The sequence below is a fragment of the Candidatus Methylomirabilota bacterium genome (genome assembly GCA_036002485.1).
Taxonomy (GTDB): domain Bacteria; phylum Methylomirabilota; class Methylomirabilia; order Rokubacteriales; family CSP1-6; genus AR37.
In genome coordinates, this window is sequence record DASYTI010000217.1 from 1 (window position 1) to 5,365 (window position 5,365).

Sequence of the window (5,365 nt, forward strand, 5' to 3'; positions counted from 1 at the left end):
GACGGGGGGAGCGGGGGCCGACGTCGTCTTCGAAGCGGCGGGAAGCGAGACGGCGGTGAGCCTCGCCCTGGACCTCGCCCGGCGCGGAGGCACGGTCGTCCTCTCCGGCATCGCCGGCGGCAGCCGGCGAATGTTCCTGGAGGCCGACGTCTTCGCCCTCAAGGACCTGCGCGTCGACGGTGTGTTCGCCTACACGACGGCCAGCTTCGACCAGGCGCTCCGCATCATCGAGTCCGGCCAGCTCGACGTGAGGCCCCTCGTCACTCATACGCTCCCCCTGCGGGAGTTCGAGAAGGCCTTCGATCTGCTCAGCAACCGGCCGGAGCCCGTGGTGAAGGTGATGCTCAGGCCGTGATGGAGTCCGGATGAAGATCACGAAGGTCACGCCCCTCGTCCTCGGCACCGCCTGGCGGGACCTGATCTTCCTCAAGGTGGAGACCGACGAGGGACTCGTGGGCCTGGGCGAGGCCCGCGCGCTGAACCGCCTCGACGCCATCCTCGGCTACCTGACGGGCGCCGTTCCCCGATACGTCCTGGGCAGCGACCCCTTCGAGATCGAGAAGCTCGTCCATCGGATGCTGCGCGACGACTTCGCCCGGACCGGCGAGACGGCCATGACCGGCATCGCGATGGTCGAGATCGCCTGCTGGGACATCGTGGGCCAGGCCCTCGGGCAGCCCGTCTATCGCCTTCTCGGCGGGGCCGTCCGCGAACGCATCAAGGCCTACGCCAATGGCTGGTACACCGTCGAGCGCACGCCGGAGGAGTTCCACGCCGCCGCGCGGCGGGCGGTGGCCCGGGGCTACCGGGCCCTGAAGCTCGATCCCTTCGGCGCCGGCTTCTACGAGCTGGAGCAGGCGGAGAAGAACAGGGTGGTGGCTTTGGTAGAGGCAGTGCGGGACGCGGTCGGGGACGAAGTCCAGATCTTCATCGAGATGCACGGGCGCTTCAACCCCGCGACCGCAGTGGAGATGACGCGCGAGCTGGCCCTCTTCAAGCCGGGCTGGGTGGAGGAGCCGGTCCCGCCCGAGAACCTCGCCGCCCTGAAGAAGGCGGCAGAGGCCATCGCCCCCCTCGGCATCCCGGTCGCCACCGGGGAGCGCCTCCACAGCGTCTATGAGTTCCGCGAGCTCTTCGAATGCCAGGCCGCCGACATCATCCAGCCCGACATCACGCACTTCGGAGGGATCCTCAACGTCAAGAAGCTTGCGGCATGGGCGGAGGCCTACTACGTGCTCGTGGCGCCACACAACGTCGGCGGACCCGTCTCGACCGCCGCCGCCCTGCACCTGGCCGCGGCCACCCCGAACTTCAAGATCCAGGAGCACTTCAACGACTTCGCGGAGGCGTACGTGAAGGACGCCGCCCCCGGCCTGCCCGAGGTGAAGGACGGCTTTTTCGCCCTGCCCACCGGCCCCGGCCTCGGCGTCAAGCTCGACGAGGACGTCATCCGCGCCCACCCCCGCCAGGACGCCCACTTCAACCTCTTCGCGGAGGACTGGCACAAGCGCCGGCCGAACGCCTAGCCGGAGCCGATCTTAGTCCTCCCCCTTCTCCCACTTCTTCCACTGCTCGAGGTAGGCGTCCACGTTGTCCTTCGTGACCACGTCCACGCCGGAGTCGATGATCTTCTGCGACGGCATGCGGCCTTCCTTGATGCCGGCGAGGAGCTTCACCGGCTCGCTGCCCCAGCCGAAGTACTTCTGGCCGATGAGGACCTGCACCTTTCCCGACTTGAGCAGGTCGGGAGCGGGGGGCACGGTGTCGAAGCAGACGAACTTGGTCTTGGCGGGGTCGATGGGGTCCAGGGCGTTGCGCACGAAGATGGGCCAGCCGCCGACCGAGATCCACACCGCGAGGTCGGGGTAGCGGTTCATGCCGCTGGCGATCATCTCCGCGGAGCGTGTCGGGTCCTCCTTGATGTCGTACGTCTCGACCACCTTCATGTCCGGGTACTTTTTCAAGCTCTCCTTCACGCCCTCGAGTCGGCGGCCCAGGTTCTCGGCCCCCAGGCTGGTCATGAGCGCGACCTTGCCCTTGCCCCCGGTGAGCTTGGCCGCTTCTTCGCCCATGATCCGGCCCGAAGCGAGGTCGTCCACACCCCAGAACGCGATGCGCTTCGAGCGCGGCGCGTCCGAGTCCCACGTGACGACGGGGATGCCGGCATCCATGGCCTTGTTGATGGGGTCGTTGAGCAGGTCGGCGCTGGTGCACGAGATCGCGATGCCGTCGACACCCTGCGTGATGAACGACTCGAGGATCTCCTTCTGCCGGAGGGGGTCGGCGTTGTCCGACGCGCGCCAGAGCACCTCGACGTTGCCCAGCTCCTTGGCCGCCCTCTCCGCGCCCGTGCGCGCATAGGTGAAGACGGGCAGGTTCAGCGCCTTGGGCATGACCGCGAAGCGGTACTTCTTCGCCGGGGGGCTCCCGGCCGGCGCCGCGGCCTCTTCCTTCTTCCCGCACGCCCCGGACACCAGGGCCACCGCCGCCGCCACGACGAGGAAACGCGCCGCCACTCGGTGCATGCTCATGCTCCTTTCCGCGCGATGAACTGGTCGACGACCACGATCACCACCACCACCACCCCCACGATCAACCGGTCGTAGAAGGTCGCCCCCGGGATCTGGGGCAGGGCGTTGCGCAGCACGCCGAAGATGAGCGTGCCCAGCACCGCCCCCACGACCGACCCGCGCCCTCCGGTGAGGCTGGCCCCGCCCACGACGGCCGAGGCGATGATGTCCAGCTCATACCCCGTGGCCAGGTCGGCCCGCCCCTGCCCCTGGATGACGACCAGGATCACCCCCGACAGCGCGGCGAGGACGGCCGCGACAATGTACACCGAAGCCTTCACCTTCCCGACACGGATGCCGGAAAACAGCGCGGCTGTCTCGTTGCCGCCTATGGCGAAGATGGCGCGGCCCCACTGGAATCGCTGCATCAGGTACTGGAACACGGCCGCCAGCAGCACGAGGACGATGGGCGCCAGCCAGTCGGCGGGGAGGCCGAAGGGCTTCCAGCCCGCGGGCAGACGGCTCGACAGGTCGAAGAAGCGTCCCTCGGTGATGATGAAGGCGATGCCGCGCGCGATCCCCATCACGCCCAGGGTGGCGATGAACGGGGGCAGGTTGACGAGCACCACGAGCATCGCGGTCAGGATGCCCGAGAGCAGCCCGGTGAAGATCCCCGCCGCGACCCCGACCGACAGCGGATAGCCCTGGATGGCGAACAGGTGCCCGGTGACCACCCCCGCCAGCGCCATCACCGCCCCCGGCGCGAGGTCCACTCCGCCGGAGATGATGACCATGGCTGCGCCGATGGCGGCGATGCCGTACAGCGAGGAGTACTTCAGGATCAGGACGCCGTTGCCCAGGTTGAAGAACGGATGGGAGCGTTCCCCTTCGGGCCACAGGTACCAGGTGAAGAACGCGACCTCGAGCGCGAGGACGAACAGCGTGCTCAGCTCGCGGGTCTTCCAGAGCGACTGGAGCCGCGCGTTCATGTGGTCAGTGCCTCACCGCCGTGGCCAGCCGCATCACCGATTCCTCATCGGCCCCCGCCCCCGGAATCTCCCCCTGCACCCGTCCCTCCCGCAGCACCACGATCCGGTCGGCGAGGGAGAGTATCTCGGGAAGCTCGCTCGATACCACCAGGCAGCCCATGCCCTGGTCGGCCTGGCGCCGGATGAGGTCGTGGATCTCCCACTTCGCGCCCACGTCGACACCCTTGGTGGGCTCGTCGAGCAACAGCAGCCGGGGCGCGGCCCGCAGCCACTTGGCCATGACCACTTTCTGCTGGTTGCCGCCGCTGAGGCTGTCGGGAGGCGCTTCCACCCCCGCCGTCTTGATGCGCCACTGCTCCACGAGGCGCTGCGAGTCGCCCCGCTCGCGCCGCTCGTCGATGCGCCACGGGCCGGACGCATTCTCCGCCGGGATCACGAGGTTGTGCCGCACGGTCAGGTTGAAGAAGAGCCCCTGGCGGTGGCGCTCCTCGGGGACGAGGGCCAGCCCGGTGCGTATCGCCTGGACGGGCGAGGCGAACCGGACGGGGAGGCCGGCGACGGACATGGCCCCGGACTGGGCGCGATAGAGGCCGAAGAGCGTCTCCAGCAGCTCCGACCGGCCCGAGCCCACGAGGCCGAACAGGCCCACGATCTCGCCCGCCCGCACGCTGAGGCTCACGTCCTCGAACCAGGGCCGGCGCGTCAGGTGCTCGACGGACAGTACCACCGGCGCTTCCGCGGGCACGGTACGGGGGACGCGGGCGGCGGGATCAATGTCGCGCCCCACCATCGAGCGCACGATCTCGCGAGGAGTGGTCCGGCTCGCCTCGAACGTGCCCACGTGCTCGCCGTCGCGCAGAACGGTGATGCGCTGGCAGAGCCGGAACACCTCGTCCAGCTTGTGGGATACGTAGATGAGAGTGACCCCGCGTCGCTGGAGCCGGTCGAGGATCGCGAACAGGTGCGTCATCTCGCCCTCGGTGAGGCAGGTGGTGGGCTCGTCGAGGATGAGGATGCGGCACTCGAAGGCCAGCGCGCGCGCGATCTGGACGAGCTGCTGGTGGGCGGTGCTTAGGGAGGCGACCTCGGCGTCGGGGGAGACGGAAAGGTGCAGCTCCTCGAGCAGCCGCGCGGTGCGCTCGCGCATCTCCGGCTCACGCAGCCGGCCCCCGGCGCTCGTGACCTCGCGCCCCGCGAAGATGTTGCCGCTCACCGTGAGGTTCGGGAACAGCAGCATCTCCTGATAGACCATCCCGATGCCCTGGTCCAGGGCGGCGCGCGGGCTGTGCAGGTCGAGCTTGCGGCCGTCCCACACGAGCTGCCCGCCGTCGGGGCGGACGATGCCGGCGAGCACGCGCATGAGCGTCGACTTGCCCGCGCCGTTCTCCCCCACCAGCGCGTGCGCCTCGCCCTCCTGCACCGGGAAGCTCACGCCCTTCAGGGCGCGGACGGCGCCGAAGGACTTGGTGACGCCCTGGAAGGCGAGTCCGGCCATGGCGCGTGATTGTAATGAACTTCAGCGACGAGATCTCATCCCGCGCGTCCTCGCCGATGAAGCACCCGGCACCTCACATGGGGCGGCTCGATATCCAGAGCCACGCGGCGCTTGCTCTATCGGCGACGACGGGTGCAGCCCTTGCGGCGGCGGACCGGCGCCTTTATGGGCCGGCCGTCGGCAGCGGAGCGAAGCCGGCGAGACCCTTCAGGCGGCGATCGAAGGTCACCGTCGCATCGCAGCCGAGCCGCAGGTTCTTCCGGCCGATCAGGCTGTCCGCGAAGTCTGCCTTGCTGGCCTTGAAGTCAGACAGAGCGAGCCATGCCAGGTCGGCGTCCTCGACGACGATCTGCTCCGTCGTGAGCACCTGC

6 protein-coding genes are annotated in these 5,365 nt (G+C 69.0%); 2 read left to right on the forward strand and 4 right to left on the reverse strand.

Translation table 11 applies throughout. The features are described from left to right. Together VGT00_19240 and VGT00_19245 are read left to right on the forward strand one after the other, a co-directional pair. The coding region (locus VGT00_19240; GenBank protein HEV8533566.1) for a zinc-binding dehydrogenase at positions 1-355 on the forward strand (355 nt) is incomplete at its 5' end. A gap of 10 nt (positions 356-365) precedes the next feature. Continuing rightward, a complete protein-coding gene (locus VGT00_19245; protein ID HEV8533567.1) occupies positions 366-1,526 on the forward strand; it encodes a mandelate racemase/muconate lactonizing enzyme family protein in 1,161 nt (386 codons plus the stop codon). A gap of 12 nt (positions 1,527-1,538) precedes the next feature. Here the strand turns inward: VGT00_19245 and VGT00_19250 are convergent, their stop codons facing one another. The 4 genes from VGT00_19250 to VGT00_19265 all read right to left on the reverse strand — a co-directional run. Beyond that, the gene (locus tag VGT00_19250) at positions 1,539-2,525 is read right to left on the reverse strand and encodes a sugar-binding protein (GenBank protein ID HEV8533568.1); all 987 of its coding nucleotides are present in this window, start codon (positions 2,523-2,525) and stop codon (positions 1,539-1,541) included. A 2-nt stretch (positions 2,526-2,527) separates the two neighbouring features. Next, complete coding sequence (locus tag VGT00_19255) at positions 2,528-3,499, reverse strand: ABC transporter permease (protein HEV8533569.1); 972 nt, start codon at positions 3,497-3,499, stop codon at positions 2,528-2,530. Positions 3,500-3,503: 4 nt separating this feature from the next. Continuing rightward, entirely contained in the window at positions 3,504-4,994 is a 1,491-nt protein-coding gene (locus tag VGT00_19260; GenBank protein HEV8533570.1) for a sugar ABC transporter ATP-binding protein, read from the reverse strand. A 163-nt stretch (positions 4,995-5,157) separates the two neighbouring features. Next, on the reverse strand, positions 5,158-5,365 hold a 208-nt coding region (locus tag VGT00_19265), incomplete at its 5' end, for a hypothetical protein (protein HEV8533571.1).